A 25610-nucleotide genomic window follows, 5' to 3' on the forward strand; every position below is an offset into this window, starting at 1 on the left:
AACAGACCCATCAGAAAATCTCTGCAGGATCAGCATCGACCAATCGGCGCATCGCCAGCACCGCTGAGCCCATGCACATCGCCAGGATCAGGCTGAAAACAAGCACGGCACGCGGAAGATCCATTGCCACAGGTAGTTTTGTCGAACTGCGTACCAAGGCGTATAGGGCCTGGCCGGCGGCATAGGCCGGCACATACCCCATCACTGCCAGGAAGATCCCTTCGCGAGCTACCACGCCTAGAAGAGTCTTCAAGCGATAACCCATCGCCATCAGAGTGGCGTACTCAGGCAGATGATCGCTGACATCGGTGTAGAGGATTTGATAGACAATCACGCACCCCACAACAAAACCCATTGCTGCACCGAGGCTGAAAATGAAGCCAATGGAAGTACTGCTTCGCCAGTAATTCTTCTCAAACTCAATGAAAGCCTGCTTGGTAAAGACCTTCACATCGTTGGGCAAACTCGCCTTGAGAGATCGAACCACAGCATCTGGATCTGCCCCTGGCCGCAGCCTTAGCAAACCGATTTCAATGCTTCCAGGCGGATTGCTGGGTAACAGCTCAAGGAATGTCTCCCTGCTGGTGAGCAGATTGCCGTCAGCTCCAAACGATGGCCCCAGGCTGACTAACCCCGCTACCCGAACCCTTTTCCCGGCGAGCTCAGTCTCAACAATGCGGCCCTCATCAAACCACTTGGCAATAGGTCCGAATTCATTTCGAGAACGCTGATCAAACAAAACACGACCACGACTTGTGAGCGCTTTTGCCTTGGCCGCAAGCTCAGGATCTGTGAACAGCGAATCCCCCGGTTCAAAACCTAAGGCAAGAATCTGGCGAGTCGTGAGGGTTTGCGGATTTCTCCAAAGCAAAAAATTCCAGTTCACAGGCGTGATGCCCTGAACATCTGGATGTGCCATGGACTGCACCAACCGACGCCTTGGAAATCCACTCATGCTGATCGAGCTCATCGAGCGAGGGCTCATCAACACCAGGTCAGCATCAAAGAGACGATGCACGGTGACACTGGCATCGAACAAACCATCTCGGAAACCCAATTGCATGAACATCAGGATTCCGGCGAAGCAGATTCCTGCCAGAGCAACCAAAAGCCGCAAAGGTTGACGACTAAGGAGCAACCAAGCCAGAGGGATCCTCCGCTGTTGCCAAAAGCCAGACATCACGAGGGCTGAAAGCGAGCGATCACCTTCATACCCGCGAGACTTCTCACCCGAGCAGCTGAGTTCTGGTCAAGACTGACCCGAACTTCAACTACGCGGGCATCTGCATCACCAGTTGGATCAGTTGAGAGCACATTGCGCTGACGAACCTGGGGGCTAATGCGTTCCACACGACCCATCAAAGTCCCATCGAATCCACCGTTTTCACTGGTTAAGCGAACAACTTGTCCAACATTCACTCGATTCACATCCGACTCATAAACTTCGATCAAGGCTTCCATGGTCTGATTGGCGCCAACTTCCATCACGCCATCACTACCTGGACGCTCCCCGACGCGAGTGTGCACCCTTAACACCACACCATCGAGGGGAGACTTCAATTGACTATCAGCGAGATCAGCCTCAAGTCCGCTGATTTCAGCCAAAGCCTCCCGACGTTGGCCATCGATTTTGACGAGTTCTTCCTGCTTTTCCTCCAAATCCACCAGAGATGAAGCTCCAACCATGGCAGCTTTTTGATAACGAGTGACCTCCCGCCGCTGCATTCGCAACTGAACCTCGAGGGTCTCCAGTCGAGCTTGGACAGCTGCCAGATCAGCAAAAGTTTTAGGTCGGTTGTCGAACTCTGCTAGAACCTGACCACGCTTAACCGCATCACCTTCACGAACACTGAGCTTGGCAACCCGTGGAGTGCCACCAAATCCGCTAGCAGGGGCGGCCAAGCGACGGACCTCACCAGCGGGCTCAAGTTGCCCCAAGGCCGCAACAGCTTCAATTGGTCTGGCAGCTGGAACTAGCACAGCACTTTCTTGAGGTGTCTCAGGCCGACGCGTAAGGCTCCAGATACCAATAGCTACAACAAGGCAGATTCCTCCGGTTATCAACCATCTCCAGGTTTTGCTGCTTAAAGGGGAGGTGGATCCTCGAACAAGATCTCCTCGATGTATCGATCCGCCCATTGAGGATTGAAGGCCTTTTCCAGCACTCCACGTGTCTTGTCGTTGCGTTTCTGTTGGATGCAATAGGAGAGTTGGCTCTTATGCCTTTGGATCGTAGATGCCGCATCAGAAGCATCGGGAGTCGCGTCAATGACGCTAGAGATAAGAGCTTTGAGATAGCCATCTGCCAAATCCACGAACCAGCTTTCCTCTTGGCTACTAGCTGGACGGATGAACTGGACAAACGGCGAGAAAATGGATCCCCATGCTGGCAATTCCCTCACCTGTTGAAACGCAGGAATAGGCAGTGACTCAAGGCCATGGAGTAGGGCCACTGGCATTGTTAGGCCTACAGGCGAAAGATCCACGATGGCCGCCGAGATACCGGCAGGACCAGCAACAATATCGGCTCCAAAAATTGGTAGATCAAAGCGAGGATCGGGAAAGAAGACGCAATGGAGTACTTGCAGTCCCCCTCCCAGCCTTGCTATCTCCAAATGCAACTTGCGCATCCCCCGACAACGATGCAATTCATTGCTAATCAGCAGCTCCTCTCCATCAAGCTGGCCGCTGATTGACTCCATCACTGAATCCAGTGCAAATGGACTGAGCTCCGGCAACTGCGCCCTACGCTGCCTGATCCGCGCTGCCAACGACTCGATTAACGGATGAATTGCCGGGCCGCTTGTGGAGGGAAAAGGCAGCACGATGGCAAGAAGGATCAGAATGGGACTTTGACATGCACCTCTGACACGCTCCACCCCTAAACCCAGTCTTCAACACTGGGCTCTAAAGAACAAGACCCGCTGCGTGCTGGCATCCATGCCAGATGCACCACTGACTTGTTTAGACCTCTGGTGCAAAGCAGGTAGTTCAAGCGAACAAAAAGGAGAGGAAGGACTAGCCCACTTTCTTGAACACATGGTGTTCAAGGGAAGCTCACAGATGGAGGCGGGAGAATTCGATCGCAAAATCGAAGCGCTTGGAGGCAGCAGCAATGCCGCCACAGGTTTCGATGACGTCCACTTTCACGTTCTTGTACCACCAACGGCAGCCAGGGCAGCACTTGATCTACTGCTCAACCTTGTTCTGACTCCAGCTCTGCGTTCAGAGGCCTATGCCATGGAGCGAGACGTCGTATTGGAGGAAATTGCCCAATATCGAGATCAACCGGATGATCAAGTCCTCCAACAGCTTCTCGAAGCATGCTGCGAAGATCATCCCTACGGCCGAGCCATCCTTGGCTTTGAAGCAAGCCTAAAAAGAATTACTCCCGAGCAAATGAGGGAGTTCCACAGCCGCCGCTATCGAGGCCCGAACTGTTGCCTAGCAATTGCGGGTGCCATTCCGATTGGCCTGGAAGAAATCTTGAACAACAGCCGTCTGGCTGAGTTGAATCACCAAACGATGGAGGACATTGATCCTGCCATTTCTCCAACGCTCAGCTTTCAAAAAGGGCGACGAGAAATTCAAGTCCCCAGGCTGGAATCCACCCGGCTATTGATGACCTGGCCGATGCCCCCTGCCTCAAACCAAGAGATGGTGATGGGAGCTGACCTGGCGACCACCCTGCTTGCGGAAGGACGTCGCAGTCGACTGGTGCATCACCTCAGAGAGGAATTGCAAATCGTGGAATCGATCGATATGGATGTAACCGTGTTGGAACAAGGCAGCCTTGTATTGCTAGAAGCATGCTGCAACGAGACGCAGCTGGACAGGGTGGAAAAGGAAATCCACCATTTACTGCAGACGAGCCTCGAATCAACACCCAAGAATCAGGAGATCGAACGAGCTAGCCAATTGGTTTCAAATGGACTGTGTTTCAGCCTTGAAGCTCCCAGTCAAGTAGCCGGCCTGGCAGGGAATCAAGCTCTTTGGAATCGTCCTCAATCCTTGTTGGCACCACTTGATCACCTGACTGCATGGACGCCGACTCGACTTCTCGAGCAAATGCTTCCATTACTGCAACCAGAGCGGAGCTTCACCCTTGTTGCCAGACCGATGGAAGCAGAAGAATGAATCCTCTCGATGTGGTTTTAGATCCAATCGCCGCACCTGGAGTTATCGCCGCCAAGCTCTGGGTTAGAGGCGGCAGTGGTGCTGACCCACAAGGGCAACGGGGAGTTCATCAACTGCTCGGAGCCCTCTTGACCAGGGGCTGTGGACCCTATGACCACCTTGCTCTAGCCGATCTCGTTGAAGGCTGTGGGGCAGGTTTGCGCTGCGATACCCACGAAGACGGATTGCTAATTAGCCTCAAATGTGCAGATCGTGATGCCGAACGACTCCTTGATTTACTTGGCTGGATGCTGATCGATCCGCATCTGGATTCAAGTCAAGTAACGCTGGAAAGGGATCTCAGTCTTCAGGCCTTGCAAAGACAAAGAGAAGACCCATTTCACGTGGCTTTTGACGGCTGGCGGCAGATGGCTTACGGCAGTGGCCCTTATGGCCACGATCCCCTTGGCCTTAGCGAGGACCTCAACCAACTTGGTCGTCAGCAATTAATTTCGCTAATCGACGGGCTAACAGCACAATCACCTGTGCTTGCCCTCTCTGGGACCCTTCCAGAGGATCTTGAACAGCGGCTGGAGGCAATGGAATCTTTCCAGCGCTGGCCCAATCATCCACCTCAGCAAGCGAGAACGTCTGAATCGAGAAAGATCTCAACAGAGAACATTCAGCTCGAATCCAACATTTGTCTTCAGCCTGAACCTACAAGTCAGGTGGTCATGATGCTTGGACAGCCAACCCTTGCGCATGGCCATGAAGATGATCTAGCACTGCGTTTACTGAACTGCCACCTGGGATTAGGCATGTCGAGCTTGCTGTTCAGGCGTCTACGAGAGCAACACGGGGTGGCCTACGACGTAGGCACTCATCACCCGGTACGTCAGTGTGCTGCTCCATTTGTATTCCATGCCTCAACAAGCGAAGACAAGGCAAAACTCACCCTTCAATTGCTTTTAGATTGCTGGTGGGAACTAAGCCAGCAAGAAATATCAGAAGAAGACATTGAACTGGCACGCGCAAAATTCCATGGTCAACTCGCCCATGGAGCTCAAACCACTGGACAACGGGCAGAACGCCGAGCCCAATTGCGGGGACTAGGGCTGCCAGCCAACTATGACAAGCACAGCTTGGAGGCAATCAAAAATCTTGATGGAAGCGCTCTGCAAAAGGCAGCTCAACGACATCTAAGAATGCCCTTGCTAAGTCTCTGTGGCCCAGAAAACAGCCTTCAAATCCTTTCCAAGGATTGGCAACAGCAAGTGGATCAAAGCTCTTAATCACCCTTTGCGCCATCAACATCTGAAAGGTCAAAGATCAGGCGATCCAGTGGGATCAGAAAGCTGCCATGACGAAATCGCACAACAGCGATGTCCTTGGCTCGCAGGCCAACGATCTCGCCAAGCTCTTCTGGGGAGACCAAATCCGGTGGCCGTAGCATTGGCATGGGATCCGCGGTCTTTAGATAAGGCAAGGGCACCTTTAAACGGACCTGTTGACCAATAACCGGTTCCATCAGAAATGAGCAATGCCACTCTCCTACTGCAGGATGGAGCTAGCTGAAAACCTTTTTTGCGAGCCCTGGCTACCTGGAGCGGCGCCCTCGCCGGCCTGATGATGATCCTTGTAGGAGGGTTGATCCCTGCTGCGCTGCTCTTGCCTGGCCTTGACTTACAACCGCACGTGTTAACGCTTCCAAGTACTTGGCAGGTGCCAGCTCTATTGCTGTGTGCACTCGTATGCGGTCCGCGTGCTGGAGTCATCGCTGCAGTTGCCTATCTCACCATTGGCCTCGTTGACCTACCCGTATTTCATGGTGGTGGAGGCCTCAATTATGTGCTGACACCAGGTTTTGGCTACCTGGCTGGATTCGTTCCAGCTGCTTGGCTCAGTGGTCGTCTGGCCCAGCAACCAGGCATGAATGATGTACTGAGCCTGACGATTGCAGCAATCGCGGGGCTGATCATGCTGCAACTTTGTGGCGTACTCAATCTGCTTATCGGATCTGCCCTATACCAATGGCCTGATCGCATTCCAGAACTGCTATTTAGCTATACCTTTGGGCCCCTACCCGCTCAACTAGTTCTCTGTGCAGGCGTTGGCGTACTTGCCTTGCCATTGCGAAATCTGCTGTTTGTTGAATGAATCAACCTCAAATACTGAAGCAACGTCAACTATCACGCAGGGCAATGCTGCTAATCAGCATCCTGCTGATGCTGATTGATCAGATCAGCAAAAGCTGGGCCCGTCAACAACTCAGCTCAGGCTTGGTACTCCCTTTTGTTCCTGGGCTATTGCAGTTGCGTCTGATCAGAAATACAGGCGCAGCTTTTAATCTTTTCAATGGAGCAACATTCCTCTTAGGGCTGCTCAGCCTGGCTGTGACCATTGGTTTGATGGTCTGGATTTGGAGAGCAGGGCAGATGCCGCTATGGCAAGGCCTTGCAATGTCCTTTCTGCTCGGCGGAACGATCGGCAATGGCTTGGACCGATGGCGTCTAGGGCACGTCACCGACTTTCTGCAACTTGTACCAGTGGACTTTCCGATTTTCAATGGAGCCGATGTGGCGATCAATTTGGCCGTGATCTGCTTCGGAATCGATGCCCTGACAAGACGCCATGGACAACAACACACCTAAGCGTTGTGCCATGACTGGAGTGATCATCAATCAGATCAGTTAACCCGATCGAAAAGTTGTTCTTTAAAGCGATAGTTGCCCCTTTAGTGGAAACGTAAGGATGGAGCTTGCCTTACTTGATCATCAAGACAAACATTTAGTCTCTAGATGATCTCAAACCCACCAATGCACGTTGTTGGCGTTGGAGGAGGGGGCGAGAGCTGGAATGATGCGACGCCGATCAAATCAAGATTTCACGATCCTCAAAGATCGAATGACCTATTCGCCTCATTCCTGCATACAGCGAGCGAAAGCATCAAAATTGCTGGTCTGGGCAGATTCAGAGCATGCCTTAAATGGTGGTGATGAACTGGACCAGTGCAATAGGTCTCTTGGCGATATGGAAGATGGCAAGACCGGCACAACCATTAATGCCAGAGATCTGCTATTGATCGGCTATGAGCCTTGCGAATACAAATTCTTGGTCTCTGGCTCAGCAATGATGCCAACAGTTCCAGATCCCAGACGCTGTCTCTCTGGTCAAAGATCATTGAACCTGCAGGCCAGCGGAAGCATGACAAACAAATGATCTCCCGTCAGCGGCTGCTCCTATGGACCGCCTGCGCGCTGGTGGTCTTGCTCGTCATCGGAGCTCTAGTGCAAGTAGTGAGGAACCTGCTCTGGGATTTGAGTTACCTACTACCTCCCTGGTTGCTAGGCCCGGTGTTGTTTCTAACAGCAGGCCTCATCATCTTGATGATCTATCAGGTTGGATGGCCCTGGTGGAAGGCTTTTAAGCGTCAGAACTTAGAAACTGCTCAAAACAATCAACGGCCCCTTTCCCCTCCAAGTAGCCGTCATCAAGCAGCCAAGCAAAGTCTTGAAAACATTGATCGCCTACTTGAACGCCTCAAAGACGAGGTCACTCGAGAAGGGCTTAAGCAAGAGAGAGAAAGGGTGGCTGATGAACTGGCCCGTGGTGATCTGATGGTGGTGGTGTTCGGTACTGGTTCCAGCGGCAAGACATCTCTGATCCGAGCACTCCTGAACGAAATGGTGGGTGAGGTTGGTGCACCCATGGGATCCACAACCAGTAGCCAGATTTATCGACTGCGTTTAGAGGGACTTGATCGAGGCCTTCAACTGGCTGACACCCCAGGAATTCTTGAAGCAGGCAGAAACGGTTTAAGCCGAGAGAAGGAAGCAAGGCAACGAGCCAGCAGAGCTGACCTGATGGTGGTGGTTGTGGATTGTGATCTACGCGCTTCAGAGCTGGAGGTCATCAGTAACCTCGCCAATCTCGGCAAACGATTGCTCCTAGTTCTGAATAAATGCGATCTTCGCGGTGAAGAAGAGGAGCGACGGCTTTTGGCGCAGTTGCGAGGGCGATGCAAGGGCTTGCTTGAAGCTGAGGATGTGATCTCCTGTAGCGCTGCACCCCAGTCACTGCCGCGGCCTGGCAAACGACCTTTGCAGCCTCCTGCTGAAGTCGACAACCTGCTGCGTCGCCTTGCGTCAGTGCTACATGCCGATGGTGAAGAACTACTGGCAGACAACATTCTGCTGCAATGTCGTCATCTGGGAGATGCCGGTCGCCAGCTGCTGGATCGACAACGACACCATGAAGCGCGTCAGTGTGTTGATCGTTACAGCTGGATTAGTGGTGGTGTTGTCGCTGCAAACCCCCTCCCAGGAGTGGATCTATTGGGGACGGCAGCAGTGAATGCCCAAATGGTGATGGAGGTCGCCCGGGTCTATGGCGTTCAACTCACTCGCAACCGAGCGCAAGAACTGGCGGTATCAGTAGGGCGCACTTTGGCAGGACTTGGCATTGTTAAAGGTGGAGTGGCGATCATCGGCACAGCTCTCAGTGTCAACTTGCCCACCCTGTTGCTGGGCCGAGCGGTACAAGGGGTCGCTGCTGCTTGGCTCACACGCGTTGCTGGAGCAAGTTTCATTACCTACTTTCAGCAGGATCAAGACTGGGGGGATGGCGGTATGCAGGAAGTGGTGCAACGTCACTACGATCTCAACCGACGAGAATCTTCGCTTGAACGTTTTCTCACGACAGCCCTGCGGCGGGTGGTGGAGCCTCTTCAGCGGGAGAAACGGCGACAGCTCCCGCCTCGCCCAGGGCCTCGGGGGGTGGCGGACGCATCGGACCACGGGCATCCAGAACTGTGATCAAAGCCAGGTAGAACAATCCAATCGCTACTGATAAAACAGTCGTGATAATCGCCACCCAGCGGCCTCGTGGGGGTGATGAAGCCATTAGCGCAAACCCAGCAAAGATTGATTTATCAGGGTTGCCAATCGATTGAGATGAATCGATTGTGTATGGGGGTTGCCTAAGACCACCTTGAGGAAATGACGACCATGATGCAAGGGTCTTGACACCATCAATTGCTGCTCCAGCAAGCTTTGCCGAGTTGCTAATGACCAGACTGAGGCTTGATCTGCATCGGCGTTCTTAGGGGTACAGGCAATCAGATGCAATGGTCCGCTGAGAAGAATGAACCTGTATGGATCGAGTTGACGCGCGAGCGACTGACGACGCTGAATCGCCCCCTCCAGCAAGCTCTGAATTCCCTGCTCCCCGAGCTGCCGCAGACCCAACCAAAGCTTGAGCACTTCTGCTGGTCGAGTTCCTTGAAGGCCAATTTCACTTCCATGACCGTCTCCCCAGGCTGGTTCCATATAGGGCAAGCCAGTCGAGAAGGCTGAAGCAAGATGGGATTGGTTCGCGACTAACAATAGGGATGATGTCTTAGTGATCCCAAGCAACTTTTGAGGATTCACTGTGATCGAATCGGCTAGAGAGATTCCTTCAACCACAGAAGCAGTGGCTGCTGTTAGAGCAAAGACCCCTCCAATGGCTCCATCGACATGCAACCAGACCTGCTCGCGTCTGCATAGCTCTGCTACCGCTACCAAGGGATCTACAGCTCCCTGGACAGTCGTGCCTGCTGTCGCCACAACGGCTAAGCATGGTCTCCCTTCTGCGCGGAGAGCCTTCAGTTGATGCTCTAGGGCATCGAGATTCATGCAGCCCTCTTGATCGACAGGCACCGTCTGCAAAGCATCGCTAGCCAATCCCATGACCCGAATGGCCTTAGCGAGCGACACATGAGCGTCGACACTTGCAAGCACGACTGCCCTGGGATCATCTTGAAGATCTGCCTGTTGGCGAGCTATCACCATCGCCATAAGGTTGCTGAGGCTGCCACCACTGGCTGCCACACCACCAGCCGTCAACGGCAGCCCCAAGCGCTCAGCAAACCAGCGGCACATCTCTCGCTCTAAACGCGAAAGACTGGGTGACAACTCCTCGGCCAAAAGATTGTTGTTTAGCCCTGCGCAGATCAAATCGGCAGCGATGGATGCCGTTAGAGGAGGCGGATCGAGATGAGCCAAAGCACCTGGATGGGAAGGCTGATAAGCCCCTTCCATCACCAACTGCAAATCGTCCAGCAAGGCATCAACTGAAAGACCTTGAGGCGGCGGCGCCACATCAGGCAAAGCACTAATCGCTGGTAAGGGGCCTCGATTGCTTGCTGTTGCGAACCATTGACAAAGTCGAGCACTGGCCTGCTCCAGAAAAGTCTGCAGTTCTGGATCGAAACGGTCAGGCTTGGCAAAGGGAGCCAAGGTCGCAGTCGGCCTTATCTGGGGAGTGCCAGCCAATAACGCTCGTCATACAAGTTCCATTCTCCCTCCTGATGGCATTGTTTGATCAGGAGATGCCATTCAGCGGTGCCTTTAGCGAAACCTCTTGAACTAACCAACATGCAATGCCGCTATTGGATGTTGCGGCTACTGAATCGAGCAAAACAACTTGGCGATCTTGGAGAAGTTCCTGTGAGTGCCGTAGTTCTGGATGCCGATGGCCGCTGTATCGGACATGGCAGCAACCAAAGGCATCGAGGACGTGATCCATTAGGCCATGCAGAACTGATTGCACTCCGACAGGCTGCCTCGCTCAGAAGTGATTGGCGATTTAATGACTGCACCCTGATTGTCACTCTGGAACCCTGCCCGATGTGCGCGGGAGCACTAACACAAGCGCGCATGGGCCAGGTGATCTTTGCTGCACACGACCCCAAGCGAGGCGGGCTTGGTAGCACAATCAATCTGGGGGAACACCCCAGTGCTCATCATAAAATGAGTGTTCTTGGCGGTGTGATGGAAGTTGAAGCCAGGCAGCAGCTAGAAGCCTGGTTCAAGCAGCAACGGCAACGTTTTCACGAAAACGAGGTAACTCTGACTCGAACAGATTGAGCAACATCTCAACGTTTTTAGGGGTGGAGTTGTATCCCATCAAGCCAATCCTCCAGATCTTGCCAGCCAAGCTTCCTAAGCCGCCGCCAATTTCAATGCCGTGCTCATTCAGCAAATGCAGACGGAAGGCATTGCCATCAACTCCATTAGGAATGCAAACAGTTGTGAGTGTGGGCAAACGCAAGGCTTCAGGTACATGCAACTCCAAACCAAGACTCTCGAGCCCTGCCCAGAGCACTTCGGCATTGCAGCGATGACGATCCCAAGCGTTTTCAAGGCCCTCATCCGCAAGTAATCGCAGGGCTTCACGCATCCCAAAGTTCATATTCACCGGCGCAGTGTGGTGATAAACCCTGTCGCTTCCCCAATACTGATTCAGCAGCGACACGTCTAGATACCAATTGGGCACCTTGCTACTACGGGTCGCAAGCTTCTCTTGGGCGCGGGGCCCCATGGTGAAAGGACCAAGACCAGGAGGGCAGCTGAGCCCCTTCTGGCTACAGCTGTATGACAGATCAACCTTCCATTGATCCAGAAAAACCGGCACAGCGCCTAAGGAGGTGACCGTATCTAGCAGTAAAAGGCAATTGTGCTTATGGCAAAGATCGCCGACACCATCCATTGGATGACAAACGCCAGTGGATGTTTCTGCATGCACTAGAGCCAGAATTGCTGGGCGATGCTCGATCAAACCTGCTTCTAGCTCTGCAAGGGAAAAGGCTTCTCCCCAGGGTTTTTCAATCAACTGAACATTGGCTCGATAGCGAGCAGCCATATCGGCAAGGCGATTGCCGAAATAACCGTTTACCGCAACTAATACCGTGTCACCAGGTTCAACGGTATTGGCCAAGGTCGCCTCCATGGCGGCACTACCAGTACCGCTCATCGGCAGTGTGAAACGGTTGTCGGTCTGCCAGGTGTAGCGGAGCAACTCCTGAACCTCGCCCATCAATTCCAGATAAAGGGGATCAAGGTGGCCAATCGGAGAGCGCGCAAGTGCCTGAAGCACCTTGGGATCGGCATTTGAGGGTCCAGGCCCAAACAGCAAGCGGGTAGGCGTGGCAATCGGTTCGAGAACCGTCTTATGAGATTGGTCAACCTGGGGAAGGGTTTGCGTCGTCGCCAAGGCCCTTGGTTAGTTCAATTGTTTAGAGCCTAAGCAGTCAACCTTCATCCCCGGGACTTTTTTTGAGGGATTGCAACGGCAACCAAGCAGGTCAATCAATAGCGACGGCAATTAAAAAAACTGATTTTTTTTCGAATCTCTTGGCAGCAGAAGGGGAGTAAGTAAAAAAACGCTGGTTCATCTTGCAAAATTCCTTTGAAGCCTGATCAGTCATCGGCTCAACACTGATTCCCTTTGACTGCAAGCAGGCTTGTAAATCGTTGATGCAGATTGAGCGAAGGCTGAAAGATGATTGTTTTAGCAACCAATCAATCTTGTGATGAGATCAGCCATTGAGGACGAATGGACGAATGGACGAGTTGGTCGAGTTGGTCGAGTTGAGGGATTTAGAAGCTAAACAATCAAAATCAGTGATCCAGCCATAACGTTCACCCAGCCTTAGATCAGCTCAAGCTGACAGAAACGGTTACGGAATCCACCCAGAAAGGAAACAAGGCTTCATTAGAAGGTACCTGTTGCTACAAAAAGGAGGCCATGCGGCTGATTACGGTCGCTCTCTTATCGCCGGCTCGGCCTCATCTTCGCCATGGGCAAATCACCCCAAGACGTCCTCCGCCAGATCAAGGACGAGGGCATTGAACTGATTGACCTCAAGTTCACTGATCTGCACGGCAAGTGGCAGCACCTCACAGTTTGTTCGGACTTGATTGATGAGGAAGCCTTCACTAATGGCTTGGCTTTCGATGGATCTTCCATCCGTGGATGGAAGGCCATCAACGAATCAGATATGGATATGGTGCCCGACGCCAGTACGGCCTGGATCGACCCCTTTTATCGCCATAAGACTCTTAGCTTGATCTGTTCCATTCGGGAACCTCGTAGCGGCGAGCCCTATGCCAGATGCCCCAGGGCGCTTGCCCAAAAAGCCCTCGGTTACTTAGCCGGCACCGGCCTTGCTGATACAGCCTTTTTCGGCCCTGAGCCAGAGTTTTTCATCTTTGACGATGTCCGCTACAACTCCGGAGAAGGTGGTTGCTTCTACAGCGTTGACACGATTGAGGCCGCTTGGAATAGCGGCCGCATCGAAGAAGGCGGCAACCTTGCCTACAAGATCCAACTGAAAGAGGGCTACTTTCCGGTTCCACCCAACGACACCGCCCAGGACATCCGTTCCGAAATGCTGCTGCTGATGGGGCAATTAGGAATCCCGATGGAGAAGCACCACCATGAAGTTGCTGGTGCTGGCCAACATGAATTGGGGATGAAGTTCGCTGAGCTGATTGAAGCTGCGGACAACGTGATGATTTACAAGTACATCGTCAGGAATGTTGCACGTAAATACGGCAAAACGGCAACGTTTATGCCCAAGCCGGTGTTCAACGACAACGGCACCGGGATGCATGTTCACCAGAGCCTCTTTAAAGGAGGCCAGCCTCTGTTCTTTGGGGAAGGCACCTATGCCAACTTGTCACAGACGGCTCGCTGGTATATCGGCGGCATCCTTAAGCATGCTCCCTCCTTCCTGGCTTTCACCAACCCCACAACCAACAGCTACAAGCGTTTGGTGCCAGGTTTTGAAGCTCCTGTAAACCTTGTTTATTCCCAGGGCAACCGATCTGCAGCTGTTCGTATTCCGCTCACTGGCCCAAACCCGAAAGCCAAGCGTCTTGAATTCCGCCCAGGTGATGCCTTGGCTAACCCTTATCTAGCTTTCAGCGCAATGATGATGGCGGGCGTTGACGGCATTAAAAACCAAATTGACCCTGGCGATGGTTTCGATGAGGATCTATTTGAACTATCAGCAGAACGCCTTGCCAGCATCCCCACAGTGCCAGCTTCACTTAATGGTGCACTCGAAGCGTTAAATGCAGACAAAAACTACCTCATGGAAGGGGGAGTCTTCACTGAAGACTTCATTAACAACTGGATTGATATCAAATACGAAGAGGTGCAGCAATTGCGTCAACGGCCTCATCCCCATGAATTCACCATGTATTACGACGCTTGAGGTTGGGTGAAAAGATCACCATCTGTTTGAAAAAACAGGGGAAGTTATTCGTTTAAACTAGCTTTGATGTCCCCGCTAGCTAAGCGGGGACTTTTTAATAGCCTGGCATTCTGGGAGTCGTGATTTTTTTCATGAAAAGTTTTCTCCGAGGCGTTTTGACATTGAAAAGAGATTAGAGGTTAATAGCTAATAAGTATGAAGGCAAACATATATGAAATCAAATGTGAACATAAAAAGAGATGGTGTGATTTAAAGTAATCGTATCTCAATAGTAAGCCTTCTAGATGTAATGGCAAGTGCTCAGGAAAATAGACTTTTAGATGGATTTAATTGCAAGAGTTTGCACTGATTAATGAAGAAGAAACCGGTAAGCTCTTATTCTTGAAATCAAGCGGTTCTCATTGTCAAGAATAAGAGTCATTTTAATCACTGGCAAAAGACGCCAGTGAATCCTCAGCGTAGTTCACAAGAGCGCTATTTCGTATTTGAGAAAGGATAGATCTTGTCGATTGGGTTGTCGTTATCCAAATTGCTTTTAATTCTGATTTCTGTCTATGAATGGCGGCCTGATATCAAGCGAACATTGTTGGATGATTATGCCCAACGATCCATGATCTGTTTAACAACCACCTGCTCCATTCCTACCTGTAAAACCACCACAAGTGGCAGAGCCAACAACACCCCTGGTAGACCCAATAAGGCGCCCAAGCTCAGTTGAGCCATTAATGCCACGGTGGGAAGCAGGTTGACCGTACGCCGCAATAACAGCGGGGTGAGCAAAAATGCCTCAAGATTCTGCAAAATCAGCCGCAATACCAGCACTTGCAGCATTAGCAGGGGTGAAACAAGCAGGGCCATGGCCAATGGCAACAGGGAGGCGGCCGTTGGCCCAATGGTGGGGACGAAGGTCAGCAAGCCACAGACCAATGCACTCAATAGGGCCAGAGGAACCTTGAGCAGTGCAAGCCCTGCCCAAGTGAGTACAAACACGCTGGTGGCTGAGATCGTCATCCCAGCCAGCCAGCCACCAAGAGCCAAACGGCATTGATCAAGCAATTCAGCCATCTCCTGTCGCGCAGGCCGAGGTGTTGCAGCAATCACCATTTGGCGATGGGATGCAGGATCTAGCGCTAGCAAGACAGCCAGCAGGCTCATCAACAACAACTGAATCAGGCTGTTGGCGGCTCCGCCTGCAACACCAAGCAATTGAGTGCCCAAGGGTTGGATCCGATCCCAGCTGAACTGTTCGGCAAAAGACTCTTCCAGATTCATCAGTCGAGGGTTGCTGACCAGCATCGATTTCAGCTTGGTCACCAGGGTGGGCACGAGGTTGCCCAACTCTTGAACCTGGGTTATCAACTCAGGCACCAGCAGCTGGAAAATCAAGGCACCGCCAAGTAGCAGCACCACCAGCACCACTGCTAGAGAAAGGGGACGAGGCCAGGAGAGGCGGTCCTGAAGTTTTTCAATTAGGACATCAAGTGCTACTGCTAATACCACTGCTCCAAACAGCACCAACAACACCCAACGCAACTGCCAGGTGAGTAAAGCCAGCACCACCAGAGTGAGTGCGACAAGAAGGGTGCGGGCATTCATGGCGCCAATCGCTTTTTCTTCCAGGGATCAAGCAAATCGTGGATGACCACCTCGCGAATCAACACTTGCAGCACAACAGCGAGTGGCAGCGCCAACAGCAGGCCAAGAGGACCAAATACCACTGTGAATACAAACTGGGCTGTGAGAGTCAGCCCAGGCAACAATTTCACCTGGTGATGCATCACTGATGGAGTGATCACATAACTTTCCAGGTTCTGAATCACCACATAGAGCCCAAGCACAGCGACTGCTTTCCAGGGTGCATCAAGTAGCGCTACCGACATCGGAAAGATCGTGCTCAAGGTAGGCCCCACATTTGGGATCACGTTGAGCATTCCAGCAAGCAAAGCATTCGCCATTACGAGCTTGATCCCAAGTAGTGAAAGGCCGATTGCGGCAAGCAGGGCCACGCAAAAGGAACTGATCAGTACACCCACCATCCAGCTGCTCAGAGCCTCTCCGCATTGGCTCAGGATCGAGCGGGCTCGATGCCGATAAAACGAAGGCAATAACGAGATGGCTACATCTCTGTATGCCGTGGGTTGTACGGCCATCATCAAGCTCATTGCCAACACAAACAGGAGTTGCACCAAGCCGCTGCCGAGGTTGCCTGCAAGGCCCAGAAGGCCTTGCAGGCCTTCCCTCACTCCTGAGGCCAAGCTTGCACCATCTGGTAATGCATTTAACCCATTTGCAAACAGCTGTTCTTCCCAGTCAACATTGCTGTTGTTAACTCCGTAGACCATTGCAGAGGTTTGGTTGATGGCGCCGATGGCCAGCTTCCAGAGTTCTTTCGCTGCTGAAGGAAGTTGTAAAAGCAATTGGTGGAACTGCTCTGTAAAGGGGGGCACCACAATGGCGGTCGCCATACTCACAACAAGCACAAGACCGACCAAGCAGATCAGGAGGGCCATGCTGCGAGGCATGGGTTTCCTTGAGCGCAGCTCACCCACCAGAGTGCAGAGAGCCATGGCAAGAACAACGCCTGCAAAGAGGTGGATGAGCACCTCTCTAAGGCTCCAAAACAGCACACCCGTGGCCATCAGTGCAGCCAGAGCAAGCCATTGGGAGAATTTCACCCGTCTTCAGGCAGCCAGCCTTTGCATTCTCGCCTTAGTTTTGGGAGTAACCCAGACCGTTGCAAGCTGCATAGCGTTTAGCAAAACGCATGAAGCGTTCAAAATCCTCTTCTGATTTCCAGACGTAGGTGACTTCAAGTGCGCTTGGTTTGCCATTCACAAAACGTGCATTCACCTCACGCGTCACGAGTTCGCCTTCTTCGTCGATCATGAACATGCCGGTGATACCTGCCCACGTTTCCGGGGCCATGATCTCTGGCTGATCAAAGACAAAAAGAGCTCTGCCGGTACGGCCGTCACTACTGCGTGTGAGTTTGATGTCGGGAACGACAGGTTCATCAACACCACGTGTGAACTGAATTGCCGCAGTTTTGTTCGCTTTAGCCATTGATCTCTACGACAAGATATGGATCTTACGTTGAGTTCATAACCAGCTGTGGCTTGGGGCTTGATCTGACAAGTTCTCGTTCAATCAACATCTCAGCGGCTTTGGTTGTGTTCAGTCCGCAAAGATCCACGCTTTGTCTTTGAGGGGTCCTGCTTAGTTCGTAGTCATAGCAACGGTCGTAGTAATCCAACATGGCGCGACAGGCTTGGTCCCAGTTCTCAAGAGCGATTGCATCCAAGGCCTGTCGTGTGCACTGTGGGCCTAAACGACGGCTGATGCGTTGGGTCGCTTCCTGCAAAGACTCACGGCCATGCTGGCCATACACATCAACCAGTTGAGCAACCCGTTCATCAAGTGAACGGTTGATCTCCAACACTGGTGCCATTTGCATCTGATGGAAAAGTGCTCGGGGGATTCTGCAGCGACCCACCTGTGAACTTTCTGCTTCCAGCCAGATTTCATCAGCAGAACTGTTTTGACACCGCTGTAAACCTTCGGCAAGGAGATTTTCGTAATGTTCAGTGCTTGGTTGTGGGGGTAAGCCCAACCCACCAAAGCTGCTGCCCCGATGGTTCGCCAAACCTTCAAGGTTTACGACAGCGACCCCCCGTTGTGCCATGGCAATGAGCAGATCAGTCTTGCCCGTGCCTGTTCGTCCACCGAGTAATCGCAAAGGCCAGGTTTTCTCAAATTGTTGCAGCACCCATCGCCGATAGCTCTTGTATCCACCCTCCAAAATTACAGGCTTGAGATCCAGAAGACCCGCTAGCCAAGCAACACTCGCGGAGCGCATGCCTCCTCGCCAGCAGTAAATGCGTAGATCAGATGCAGAGGCGTCTTCTGATTCAGTGGCTGGATCTCTGCTGAGTTTCGTCAGGGCTTCAGCAAGACCTGACAGCTTTGGACCTGTGAACTCAAGACCCAGCTTGATCGCTTGCTGACGGCCTTTCTTTTTGTAAGTGATGCCGACCGCTGCCCGTTGCTCATCGTTGAAGAGAGCAAGGTTGATCGCACCTGGCCAATGTCCCTTATTGAATTCAGCTGGGCTGCGAACGTCCACAACCGGACCATTGGCCTGACGGAATCTTTCGATCGAGTAAGGAGTATTGGTACCCATTCCTGACATAGTGGGCCAGCGCCGAGCCAGAAGAGCCGGTTTCGATCCATGATCTCCGGTCCCCCCCCCTCCACCAACCAGAGCGTTGAAGAACTACTGGAACGATTCACCAGTGGTTCAAAGCGTCAACGGCTCAGCTTGGTGACATCGATTGAAGAACGGGCAGAAGAGCTGGCTGCATTAGGGCAAGCAGCTCTTGCCTCTTTTGACCCAGAGGGAGACGACTGGGCTGCAGGATGGATTCTGCAGGTTTTTCAGCGTCATCAGTCGCAGGTTTTGCCCAGCCTGTTGAGCAGCGAGTCGAGGGGCTGGTTCTCGACCCCATCAGCTGTGGGGATCGACTATGAGCCTTTGCAACTCGAGCTGCTTGCCGAAAACTTTGAAGAGGCTGATCGCTTCACCAGTGCAACTCTGCGCAAGCTCGCAGGACCTGGAGCCGAGCAGCGTGGTTACGTTTACTTCAGTGAGGTGCATGCGATCAATGGCCTCGACCTGGTCACAATCGATCGTCTCTGGACTGCCTATTCACAAGGAAGGTTTGGGTTTACGACCCAAGCGCGCTTGCTGAACGCTCTCGATGGCAGGTATCACAGCCTCTGGGCTCGTATTGGTTGGAAACAGGATGGAACATGGACACGTTATCCAGGTTCCTTTACCTGGTCTCTCTCTGCCCCTGAGGGGCATATGCCTTTAATTAATCAGCTACGGGGTGTGCGCTTAATGGATGCGCTGTTGCATCATCCATCACTTGCAGCCCGCCTTTAGAGCAGATTTCAGCTTGAGGCACCGGCCTAGAGCACGCGAACGGTTATGGTCAAAACAGGTCTGAATGGTCCTGATGTCTTCCTGGCCACGGGCAGCTTCTAGGCTTCTATTCAGCGTTAGCCCTCAAGGGGTGGCCCCGCTCTTTCGTTGGGCTGATTTCATTCTTCCTTCAACTCTGCAGCTCAATCCTTTGCTGGAGATCCTGCTTGAACCTGTTGTCTGTCAGGACACAAGCTATCGCCTACAGCTCGGATTGCAGGAGGCCTTGGTGAATGCGGTGCAACATGGCAATTGCGGAGATCCAGGCAAATCTCTGCGAGTTCGTCGAATCTTTACGCCTAACTGGATGATTTGGCAGGTCCAGGATGAAGGGATCGGTGTACCGCTCAATGCTCGAGTTGGTTGCCTTCCAGCTCAACTTGAAGCCAATAGTGGACGTGGAATGTTTCTGATTTATCAGTGTTTTGATGATGTGCGCTGGAGCCAGCGCGGCAATCGCTTGCAACTAGCCTGTCGACGTCCCAAAGCACTTAAGACTGCTAAATGCGTACAAACTTGAATGCTATTAATCATAACAGCTAATAATTAGAAGCGAAGCTGAAATGTATTCACCATCTAATTAATAATCAAGCAAGAACGTGGATCCATTCATTGTTTCAATCACAGCGTAAGTAGTGTCGGCATGATTCTAACTTTTTAATTCGTATTTCAGTACTGCAACAGCTTCATTCATCGATAGACCACTTCTACTTGAAGCAGGCCTTGCCTCTAGCCAATCGCTATTTGCTGCAATGCTATAGCCAACTGAAAGCCCTTCTTCATGGAGACCAAGCATGGACTTAGTGGACTTCTTGAAAGGAAACTTGCCGTTGAAAAGTGATCTGTCTCTATTTTCAAATAGAGAACTATTTTCTCTATCCAAGCCTTGCTTTTGTTAAGCCTAATCGGCAAAAAGTAAATCAATCATCTCTTCTATAATCATTTTCATAGAGTGTTATGGATGCAAAAAGAGCGTAAGAAAAATTTTCTCATTCAGCATGAAATAGCGCCTTCATGATTTAATTCGCCAAGGTTTTTTAAAATGATCCCCTCTATAATATGAGCAAATCGATCCAACGTTGTTTCGTCTTACTTTCTGCTCTTTATAAGCGATAAAGTCATAATGCCTGCTGTTTTGTCAAGTTGCTGACTTCTCACTAATGCATGCATTTTGTTGATGTTGAGAGCTAATTGATCGGACCACCTTTGTGACTTGATCAGCATTGACGGTTTTGATTACACCAGTATCAATACAAGCGACCTGAAATAGAGACGGGTCAGGGCCTCTAGCTCCAGAGACAATATGAATCACTTCTCCCATCCACCAACTCTCAGGCGCATGCCGTTGATTGTCTTGAACAATCACCACATCTCCACAAGTAACAGCAAGGAAGATTGATTCCTCTGGCAAAAAGCCTGGACCTACTTCTGTGGCCCTCGTTAGCGACACCAACCTGCTGAGCATTAGTACATCAGTCCTAGCATGGGTATCGCGCTTTGCCTGGTTGAGTGATTGTGGGTTGCTTCGATCGCTGCAGGCACAGCCAGCGGCATGAATGGGAAGTTCTGATGCAGGTTTGCGTGAGCATTAGGGCCATTGCTGCAAAGGCCATTCCTGTTGCAACAACCGTCTTAATTCCTGCCGCAACCAGGAGCTTTCAGTTCGCGCCTTAGCCAGCGCAGACTTTGATCGGTAAGGGCTTCAACATCAGAGCGTTCTCCACCTTGAAGCAGCTGGACTAAGGCTCCAGCAAGAAGCTCTGCAGCTCTGCGGTCGGCATCTCCTTTTTGTTGATGCCAGTTGTGATCATTGAGGCTTAACTGAGCATGAAGCTCCATGGCCTGGCGTTGCACCTCAATTGGCCATTCAGCTTGTTTGATTCCCATCTTTATCAGCGGTTCACTTGGTCTATTTTGCTGGTGATAGTAAACGCCGTCTGAATGGTGATACGGCCACGTCAGGTTCAACTCCGTTGGCTGCATGGGCTATCAAGGCTGGTGCTTTTGGGGCAGCGCCAGGACAGACTGAAACGATCTTCCAAGATGCTGGCAGCAAGACGGAGCAAACAGAGGAGGCAGCTCGCGCGTCAGATACTGGAAATGCCTTCAGAACAATGGTTGCGGCCTAAGTCGTCTGGAGAGTGGATTTGGCGGGCCTTGCGTTGGGGTGGACCTGGAGTTGCCCTTGGTTGGTGGCTCAGCCAGAGCGGGTAATTGCGTTTGAATTCAGATCAAACGGCTGTTAGTAGATCCTGCTCGACGACTAAAAGTGACTTAGAGATATCTGGAATGGCATGCTTCAGAGGAGGCAGTGGCATCTCGCTAGGGTTTGAAGTCTGTTGACCGCGCATCCAAGCATTACGAAGAGACTGCCGTCGTTGATCTTCTGCAAGGACCAGTCGGTCTGCAGCGGCTGAGGGGCTTTCACCGTGAAGTAATGCCGTTCGCAGGTAAATCCCAAACCCTTGAGCCTCGACTTGCACTTTGCCTTCCATTAAGACAATTTGGAAGGTCCAGCCCTGTAACCACCGCAGTTGAAAGGGATTACTCATGTTGTCCCTTCAGGAAAAAATACACCGGATTGTGCATCTAACAAGAGCACCCTATTTGTGAGACTCGATTGAACTACCGAGTGTCAGGAAACCCGCTTAAGCGTTGGTCTGGAGCGGTTTGAAAGCAGTCCAAACTCGTGTCATGAAGTGAGACTCGGCAGCAATGCCCTCAAAACCGCTTGCTTGGAAACGTGCCTCAATGTTGTCGGAGATGTAATCGCGGTAGTAAGGCTCATGAAATATCCGCCGGAAGTTCTCCATGGCCGGGATGAACTTGGGCGAGTCTTCCATTTGTACAGAATCTGCCAGGACCAAAACCCCGCCTGGTTCGAGCACGCGCCAGCATTCGTCAAGAACATTCTGCCGTGCCTCGCTCGGCAATTCGTGAAACAGGAAAACGCACGTAATGCCTTGCACACTTTGATCAGCAAACGGCAGCTGTTCAGCATTACCGCGCACCAGTTGCGCGAGTTCTCCATTGCGGCTGTTGAGCGAGCGGCTGGCCTGACGTAAATAAGCTGCTGATAGATCCAACCCCAGCAGTTCAACTTTGGGTAGGGCGCTGCGAATCTGTTGCAGGGTTCGACCGGTTCCGGTTGCGACATCCAACACCCGAAGACTGGCGGAGCTGCGGCTTTGGAAGCGTTTCAGCCCGCGCTTGAGAGGCGCTAAAACCCTGCGCCGCATGGAGTCTGCAGTGCCGTTAAAGAGAATCTCTACCTGCAGGTCATAAAGTTCTGCAGAGTGGTCGCTTAGATAGCCATCGGTTTGATGATGAAAGTTTTGCAGGTAGTAATCGGGATAGATCTCTGAATCGACATCGTTCGGCAGATCATGAATATTGCGTGCCTTGCGCCGCTGCCATGTCGAGGGAAGATCTAACCAGACCAAGGGGTAACGGCTCGCCCATTCCAACCAAGGGGCTTCAAAGAGCTGCGTTTTTGGATAAATGCCTTGCTCAGCTTCATGCCAGTCAAGTTGCTCGAGAGCTGACATTGAGCTGCGCAGCTCCATCAGCAATTCTCGCGGAATCGGTTCAATGCTTGGCATCGCATCAGGTGCCAGCAATTCCATCAGCTTGGTGCTCAATTCCTTGTGGGCCAGGCCCGCAAGAGTCTTGCTCTGCTGCAGGGTTTGATAAGCGAACTTGGTGAGGCTTGGCTGCGCCATAAACCTGATTTGGGTGTGCTCTATGTCAGCGGATCAGCCTTGCAATTGCTGAGATCTCAGATTATAAGCCTTGCCTATTCAATTAAGGATCTATGACAATGCATATGAAATGCTTCGCGAAGCTTTCGCTTGTGGTTGCTTTAAGCCTAATTTTTTGTAGATTAATTCAACAGACCAGGATCTAGTTACGAAGAAAGACCAATGGCTAAAGCCCTAATCGTAAGGATACTCAGTAATAACTATTGGAAGCATCCATTGATTTGTTGCTAATTAATTGGCCTTTGAAATTGATACTATAGGAAAGAAGATAGGCGATCCAAATGCATTCTAGAGACACGCGTCTTAGTATTAAGGAGTAATGCAAATCAAAGGGCATATCAACAATATCCGTGATACTTTGTAGTGAAAATCTTTGTAAGCTTAATATAGCGAGCGTTCGGTTGATATTAGAAGGAATGAAGAGATGAACCAAATCGCGAAAGATTCTTTGACTAGATTAGTTTAAATTGCTACTCGTCTACAATTTCATAGCCAGGGGCGCTCGTCTGCAGTTTGATTATTGAGCACTCCATCAGCCTGCTGAAGGTCTTTACTTTCTAAAGTCTGAGCTTGTTTCTTGAGGTTGTCCATTGTGATAGAGAATCCAGCTTCTTTGGCAAGCACCACAAACCAATGAGTGTCAACACGTTGTGCTTCAAGCTTTTGCTGAAGCACCGGATCTGATGCAACTTTGGAAAGCAACGCTTTCAGATCCTCCTCTGGCATGCCGATCAAAGAATGAAGAAGACAATGATTTTACTATAAATGGGAAATACTCTCGAAGAGAATCATATAAGTTGTTCATGTTTACAGAGAATTTTGCTATTGATATCTTGCTTGGCTGGCCGATGTGCTTAGAAATAGTGCAAACCTGCTTTGCTTAGGTTCCTGCGAAGCTCTGTCGTTGAGCTTCTGTGGAGTTCATCCCTTTTTCAATGCTGAAGGCTGTCCTGAAATAGGTCACCTTGAATGAAAGAACACCATTGGGGCTGATTTCCTATTCTTGTGGTTGCAGGAGAAACGTTTGCAGTTAGGCGCTTGTGGATCTTGTGGCTAACCATTCTCGCGCACTGAGAAATTGGCTGAGGTGATGCATCCGACCAATCTTCAGCTTTGAAGGTGGCATATGGAGATGAAACAGGCGCCATGAATTGAAAGCGGTACATATGTACTAGCCTGCAAGCGTCGCCTTGTCAACTCCAGTCGTCACTGCGCTCTCAAGCCAGGCCTGAATGGCTATGCAAGCCCATCGGTGCAGAACCCGCCCTTGCTGATTTTGTTAGATAGGCCAGGCTCTTGGGCATTGGCATCCCACAGGCCCCATGGATCAAGCTGGCAAGTCAGATTGAAAGTTCACTTGCCAATACCTGTGGGGATCAAAACCTGCTTGAGCTGCTAAGCCGAAATAGAAATCATCAAGGGAACCTTTTAGCTGCCTTGTACAACGATGAATGCAGCGGCATAGGCTGAAAATGCCATTGCTATCTCTGATTTCTTACTGCTCAACTTAATGATCTCAACCCGAACTAATTCGCCATTTCAGATAACATTAGTTTCTCTTTATTGAGGATCGGTAAAGTGCACTCTGCAGCGATAACGAGTGTTGCCAAGCCCGGCTTCGATTGTGGTGCACTTCTTCCCGCTGATCGTTGCATCTGCATGTATTTGCTGTCAGGCTGGCTTGATGGAGTTTTTCTTATCCCAACTGATTGCGCGGTAATACTGCCGGCCCAACTTAAAGGAGCAATATGCAGACTCACTTAAAAGGCTGCCCCCAGGGGCGAAATTAATTGAAGAAAACCAATAAGAAGTGCCAATAGACTATTAATTTAGGAAACAACTCATTTTCGAGGTTAATCAATAATAAACTTGGCAGATCCTCTTGTAGGTGAAGATATTGATAAATCTATTTATCTCTTAGAAGTATTCGTTCGCAGAGGGAAGACAATCGAAGAGCTTCTAAAAATATTACTCTTTTCATTTAACTAGTTTATGATAAGCATCGTAATCCTGTCCAGTCTCCTAAGTTGAGAGGTTTTGAATCTAGTTATCGTATTATTTAAACCGTTCTTAAATGCATACTTATTCTAATCATAAAAGTTGCTGCCTGCTCTATGCAATCATCATTAGATGTTCAACCCCAAAGCAATTGCAAAGCCTGCATATCTGATAATGTTGGCGGATTAAAGCCTGGATCTAAATCATTATAACTCATGATCGTGTCAAATGATGTATATCCAGCATGTCCACCATCACCATAGGGATGATCTAAGCCTAATGAATGTAATATCTCATGGCAAATAACTTCGGCCTCGTCTATGCTAAGCCTACTGCCATATTCATCAGCCCAAATAACTTCGAAGCCCCAATCTCTCTGGACAGTAACTCCACGTATTGCATTGATAATGTTATCATTCTCATCAGTAAAATATCCGATCTTTGATATATTTATATCAGCATAAGTAGATTCAACCTCAACAAAATCAAGTCGCGTAAAGCTTTCAACCCAGTCAAAAACAGAGTCTATAAGCGCTTCCTCTTGCCTAGAAACTCCAATATTCCAAGGTCTGCTCGATCCATAAGGCTCAAATATACTGTATTCGACGATTCCATCGCGCCCTGAAGCATTGTATAAATGACTTGCCAGACCATAATGAATAAGACCAGAAGGATTAATTGACATAACTAATTACATTAGAGAGCATAA

At 50.9% G+C, this 25610-nt stretch carries 27 protein-coding genes; 11 read left to right on the top strand and 16 right to left on the bottom strand.

What is annotated here, in order from left to right:
• Positions 1-10 precede the first annotated feature (10 nt).
• From devC to SIB68_RS02105, 3 genes are read right to left on the bottom strand one after another with little or no spacing between them, the layout of a single operon-like run.
• Entirely contained in the window at positions 11-1180 is a 1170-nt protein-coding gene (devC, locus tag SIB68_RS02095; protein ID WP_063400401.1) for an ABC transporter permease DevC, read from the bottom strand.
• On the bottom strand, positions 1180-2064 hold the full coding sequence (locus SIB68_RS02100; RefSeq protein WP_063400402.1) for an HlyD family efflux transporter periplasmic adaptor subunit: 885 nt from the start codon (positions 2062-2064) through the stop codon (positions 1180-1182). The genes devC and SIB68_RS02100 overlap by 1 nt, the downstream gene beginning before the upstream one ends.
• A gap of 20 nt (positions 2065-2084) precedes the next feature.
• Positions 2085-2879, bottom strand: coding sequence for a phycocyanobilin:ferredoxin oxidoreductase (locus SIB68_RS02105; protein ID WP_063400403.1), 795 nt, complete (start codon positions 2877-2879; stop codon positions 2085-2087).
• Between the two features lie 61 nt (positions 2880-2940).
• On the opposite strand from SIB68_RS02105, the gene SIB68_RS02110 reads away from it, so the two are divergent.
• Positions 2941-4137: a M16 family metallopeptidase gene (locus SIB68_RS02110; RefSeq protein WP_063400683.1), complete on the top strand. Its 1197-nt coding sequence runs from the start codon at positions 2941-2943 to the stop codon at positions 4135-4137.
• Positions 4041-5408 carry a M16 family metallopeptidase gene (locus SIB68_RS02115; protein WP_063400404.1) on the top strand — a complete coding sequence of 456 codons (1368 nt, stop codon included), beginning with the start codon at positions 4041-4043 and terminating at the stop codon, positions 5406-5408. The genes SIB68_RS02110 and SIB68_RS02115 overlap by 97 nt, the downstream gene beginning before the upstream one ends.
• Here SIB68_RS02115 and SIB68_RS02120 read toward each other — a convergent pair.
• A complete protein-coding gene (locus tag SIB68_RS02120) occupies positions 5405-5644 on the bottom strand; it encodes a DUF3148 domain-containing protein (protein WP_063400405.1) in 240 nt (79 codons plus the stop codon). The two genes, SIB68_RS02115 and SIB68_RS02120, sit on opposite strands and share 4 nt — an antisense overlap.
• A gap of 56 nt (positions 5645-5700) precedes the next feature.
• On the opposite strand from SIB68_RS02120, the gene SIB68_RS02125 reads away from it, so the two are divergent.
• The 4 genes from SIB68_RS02125 to SIB68_RS02140 all read left to right on the top strand — a co-directional run bounded on the left by SIB68_RS02125 (position 5701) and on the right by SIB68_RS02140 (position 8930).
• Entirely contained in the window at positions 5701-6273 is a 573-nt protein-coding gene (locus tag SIB68_RS02125; protein WP_011129973.1) for a biotin transporter BioY, read from the top strand.
• Entirely contained in the window at positions 6270-6767 is a 498-nt protein-coding gene (gene lspA / locus SIB68_RS02130) for a signal peptidase II (RefSeq protein ID WP_063400406.1), read from the top strand. Before SIB68_RS02125 ends, lspA begins: the two co-directional genes overlap by 4 nt.
• 205 nt (positions 6768-6972) lie before the next feature.
• Positions 6973-7335: a hypothetical protein gene (locus tag SIB68_RS02135; RefSeq protein ID WP_063400684.1), complete on the top strand. Its 363-nt coding sequence runs from the start codon at positions 6973-6975 to the stop codon at positions 7333-7335.
• Complete coding sequence (locus tag SIB68_RS02140; protein ID WP_063400407.1) at positions 7332-8930, top strand: YcjF family protein; 1599 nt, start codon at positions 7332-7334, stop codon at positions 8928-8930. Before SIB68_RS02135 ends, SIB68_RS02140 begins: the two co-directional genes overlap by 4 nt.
• Before the next feature lie 87 nt (positions 8931-9017).
• Here the strand turns inward: SIB68_RS02140 and SIB68_RS02145 are convergent, their stop codons facing one another.
• On the bottom strand, positions 9018-10430 hold the full coding sequence (locus tag SIB68_RS02145) for a pyridoxal phosphate-dependent decarboxylase family protein (protein WP_063400408.1): 1413 nt from the start codon (positions 10428-10430) through the stop codon (positions 9018-9020).
• Positions 10431-10532: 102 nt separating this feature from the next.
• On the opposite strand from SIB68_RS02145, the gene SIB68_RS02150 reads away from it, so the two are divergent.
• Entirely contained in the window at positions 10533-11024 is a 492-nt protein-coding gene (locus tag SIB68_RS02150; RefSeq protein WP_063400685.1) for a nucleoside deaminase, read from the top strand.
• Here the strand turns inward: SIB68_RS02150 and SIB68_RS02155 are convergent.
• Positions 10966-12150 carry a pyridoxal-phosphate-dependent aminotransferase family protein gene (locus SIB68_RS02155; protein WP_063400409.1) on the bottom strand — a complete coding sequence of 395 codons (1185 nt, stop codon included), beginning with the start codon at positions 12148-12150 and terminating at the stop codon, positions 10966-10968. The genes SIB68_RS02150 and SIB68_RS02155 overlap by 59 nt on opposite strands.
• Positions 12151-12736: 586 nt before the next feature.
• Between SIB68_RS02155 and glnA the strand changes: the two genes are divergently transcribed.
• Entirely contained in the window at positions 12737-14158 is a 1422-nt protein-coding gene (gene glnA, locus SIB68_RS02160) for a type I glutamate--ammonia ligase (RefSeq protein WP_063400411.1), read from the top strand.
• 594 nt (positions 14159-14752) lie between these two features.
• Here the strand turns inward: glnA and SIB68_RS02165 are convergent.
• The 4 genes from SIB68_RS02165 to mnmH are packed head-to-tail and all read right to left on the bottom strand — an operon-like array spanning position 14753 to position 18347.
• Positions 14753-15754, bottom strand: coding sequence for an AI-2E family transporter (locus SIB68_RS02165; protein WP_063400412.1), 1002 nt, complete (start codon positions 15752-15754; stop codon positions 14753-14755).
• Complete coding sequence (locus tag SIB68_RS02170) at positions 15751-16833, bottom strand: AI-2E family transporter (protein ID WP_063400413.1); 1083 nt, start codon at positions 16831-16833, stop codon at positions 15751-15753. The genes SIB68_RS02165 and SIB68_RS02170 overlap by 4 nt, the downstream gene beginning before the upstream one ends.
• 34 nt (positions 16834-16867) lie before the next feature.
• The gene (gene psb28, locus SIB68_RS02175) at positions 16868-17221 is read right to left on the bottom strand and encodes a photosystem II reaction center protein Psb28 (protein WP_063400414.1); all 354 of its coding nucleotides are present in this window, start codon (positions 17219-17221) and stop codon (positions 16868-16870) included.
• A gap of 25 nt (positions 17222-17246) precedes the next feature.
• Positions 17247-18347, bottom strand: coding sequence for a tRNA 2-selenouridine(34) synthase MnmH (mnmH, locus tag SIB68_RS02180; RefSeq protein ID WP_063400415.1), 1101 nt, complete (start codon positions 18345-18347; stop codon positions 17247-17249).
• Between the two features lie 39 nt (positions 18348-18386).
• Between mnmH and SIB68_RS02185 the strand changes: the two genes are divergently transcribed.
• Both SIB68_RS02185 and SIB68_RS02190 read left to right on the top strand, forming a co-directional pair.
• Entirely contained in the window at positions 18387-19103 is a 717-nt protein-coding gene (locus SIB68_RS02185) for a GUN4 domain-containing protein (protein WP_063400416.1), read from the top strand.
• Positions 19104-19167: 64 nt separating this feature from the next.
• The gene (locus tag SIB68_RS02190) at positions 19168-19662 is read left to right on the top strand and encodes an ATP-binding protein (protein ID WP_081215513.1); all 495 of its coding nucleotides are present in this window, start codon (positions 19168-19170) and stop codon (positions 19660-19662) included.
• Between the two features lie 618 nt (positions 19663-20280).
• On the opposite strand, the gene SIB68_RS02195 is transcribed toward SIB68_RS02190, so the two are convergent.
• Complete coding sequence (locus SIB68_RS02195) at positions 20281-20607, bottom strand: DUF3104 domain-containing protein (protein ID WP_328586783.1); 327 nt, start codon at positions 20605-20607, stop codon at positions 20281-20283.
• A gap of 167 nt (positions 20608-20774) precedes the next feature.
• Positions 20775-21029, bottom strand: a complete 255-nt coding sequence (locus SIB68_RS02200) for a DUF6439 family protein (RefSeq protein ID WP_063400417.1) — start codon at positions 21027-21029, stop codon at positions 20775-20777.
• Positions 21030-21083: 54 nt separating this feature from the next.
• Between SIB68_RS02200 and SIB68_RS02205 the strand changes: the two genes are divergently transcribed.
• A complete protein-coding gene (locus SIB68_RS02205) occupies positions 21084-21356 on the top strand; it encodes a hypothetical protein (protein WP_074160286.1) in 273 nt (90 codons plus the stop codon).
• Positions 21357-21373: 17 nt separating this feature from the next.
• On the opposite strand, the gene SIB68_RS02210 is transcribed toward SIB68_RS02205, so the two are convergent.
• The 4 genes from SIB68_RS02210 to SIB68_RS02225 form a co-directional block, all read right to left on the bottom strand.
• The gene (locus SIB68_RS02210) at positions 21374-21694 is read right to left on the bottom strand and encodes a hypothetical protein (RefSeq protein WP_063400419.1); all 321 of its coding nucleotides are present in this window, start codon (positions 21692-21694) and stop codon (positions 21374-21376) included.
• A 96-nt stretch (positions 21695-21790) separates the two neighbouring features.
• Positions 21791-22864 carry a class I SAM-dependent methyltransferase gene (locus SIB68_RS02215; protein WP_063400420.1) on the bottom strand — a complete coding sequence of 358 codons (1074 nt, stop codon included), beginning with the start codon at positions 22862-22864 and terminating at the stop codon, positions 21791-21793.
• 525 nt (positions 22865-23389) lie between these two features.
• Entirely contained in the window at positions 23390-23629 is a 240-nt protein-coding gene (locus SIB68_RS02220; protein ID WP_063400421.1) for a Nif11-like leader peptide family natural product precursor, read from the bottom strand.
• Positions 23630-25037: 1408 nt separating this feature from the next.
• The gene (locus tag SIB68_RS02225; protein WP_063400422.1) at positions 25038-25586 is read right to left on the bottom strand and encodes a hypothetical protein; all 549 of its coding nucleotides are present in this window, start codon (positions 25584-25586) and stop codon (positions 25038-25040) included.
• Positions 25587-25610 lie beyond the last annotated feature (24 nt).

The sequence above is a fragment of the Prochlorococcus sp. MIT 1323 genome, from assembly GCF_047304905.1.
Lineage (GTDB): Bacteria > Cyanobacteriota > Cyanobacteriia > PCC-6307 > Cyanobiaceae > Prochlorococcus > Prochlorococcus marinus_D.